Annotated in this window: 2 protein-coding genes; both read left to right on the forward strand. The window is 45.7% G+C overall.

Annotated elements, in window-relative coordinates; translation table 11 throughout:
• Positions 1-580: PD-(D/E)XK nuclease family protein (locus B7C60_RS19105; RefSeq protein ID WP_245869301.1), on the forward strand; the 580-nt coding region annotated here is incomplete at its 5' end.
• Positions 577-1,841, forward strand: a 1,265-nt coding sequence (gene recD, locus B7C60_RS19110) for an exodeoxyribonuclease V subunit alpha (RefSeq protein WP_245869304.1), incomplete at its 3' end; no start/stop codon positions are given. The genes B7C60_RS19105 and recD, both read left to right, overlap by 4 nt.

Genomic DNA, 1,841 nt, shown 5'->3' on the forward strand with positions numbered 1-1,841 from the left:
GTTAAGTACCCCGTTGGATGGTCAAGCGTTATCTCTTAACCAAATGGCCCCAACACAGCGCTTAACGGAGATGGAGTTTCTCTTACCGATTGAACTATTAACCGCCCCAGAACTCAATCGAATGGCGCATCGTTATGATCCATTATCTGCTCAAGCGGGGGAGTTGGGATTTTATCCAGTGCAAGGTATGTTGAAAGGGTTTATCGACTTAGTTTTTGAATATAAAGGTAAATACTATCTATTAGACTGGAAATCAAACCATTTGGGAGATGAGCGGCAGGCCTATCAAGGCGAGTCGCTTGAGCGGGCGATGGTTGAGCATCGCTATGATCTGCAATATCAGTTATACACATTAGCGCTGCATCGTTTTTTGCGTAGCCGTTTAGCCGATTATGATTATCAGGTTCATTTTGGGGGCGTGTATTATCTCTTTTTACGCGGCATGGATGGGCAATCGCCCTGTGGCGTGTTTTATGCCAAACCGAGTTTTGAATTTATTCAGTCTCTAGAGCGAGCGATTGATGGTCAGACTGCATTACCGCCGGTTAATGACTTAGGACAGATGGAGTTTGATTTATGATTGAGCAGCCATTAATTCAATTAATGCAATGGGTTAAACAGGGTACGTTGCGTCAGCTTGATTATCAATTTGCACGATTTATGCTTGGGTGCGTGAAAAAGCAGGCTTTATCTAGCCAGCAGCAACAGATGTTATTGTTCATTAGTGCTGCCATCAGTGCCGAATTAGGCCGAGGACATATCTGCTTGCCTTTATTTGACCAGTGTGGTCAAAAAACAGCCTTAGCCAGTAAGCTTGGCTTGCATGGCAACTTGGGCGAGGCCGTTAACGAACTGTGGTATTCGATTGACTGGCAAGCGCTGGTCACGCAATGTTCAATCATCGGTGCCCAACAGGATGTTGTGCCGTTAATTTTTGATGGACGGCGTTTATATCTACATCGGTACTGGCAGTATGAAGCGACGTTGGCTGAATATTTACAAAGCTTTGGTACACCAATGAGCTTAAAGCTTCCCATGGTTCAAAACCTTAAGTCGTGTTTAGATGAGTTATTTGCCCGAAACTACCAAGCGCTCTTTATGGCGTTACAGGATCAACATGATTCTTCGGTAATTCGCCAACGTTTGGTTTGTGATTGGTTAGATGTGGTGGAAGAAGAGGCGCTTGATTGGCAAGCAATTGACGCGGTATTGGTTCGCGCTCAAAGAGCTAGTGATCTGGTCTTATTGGATGAATTAGTCCCAGAGCGTTGCTGCATAAATTGGCAGAAGGTGGCGGCGGCCATTGCCCTGACTCGTCGGTTTGCCGTTATTTCAGGCGGGCCGGGAACCGGGAAAACGACCACCGTAACTAAACTACTGGCCGCTTTAGTTCGTCAAGCTCATCAACAAGGTAAAACACCACTGATTAAATTAGTGGCACCAACGGGCAAAGCGGCCGCTCGTTTAACCGAATCGATTGGACAAGCGGTGGCAAAATTAGCCATTGATCCTGCTCTGAAAGCTCGAATACCGACCGAATCGAGTACGTTACATCGATTGCTTGGTGCTATTCCACAAAGTGCTGAATTTCGTCATCACCGTAAAAATCCATTACATGTGGATATATTGGTGGTAGATGAAGCCTCCATGGTCGATTTACCCATGATGAGTAAATTAGTCGAAGCCTTACCTATACATGCACAGCTCATTCTACTGGGGGATAAAGATCAACTTGCTTCAGTAGAGGCCGGAGCAGTATTGGGCGATATTTGCAGTTTTGTATCACAAGGATATTCAATGTCTCAGCGCCAGCGATTGGCTGAGCTGACCGGATTTTCCTG

The sequence above is a fragment of the Vibrio fujianensis genome, from assembly GCF_002749895.1.
GTDB lineage: Bacteria > Pseudomonadota > Gammaproteobacteria > Enterobacterales > Vibrionaceae > Vibrio > Vibrio fujianensis.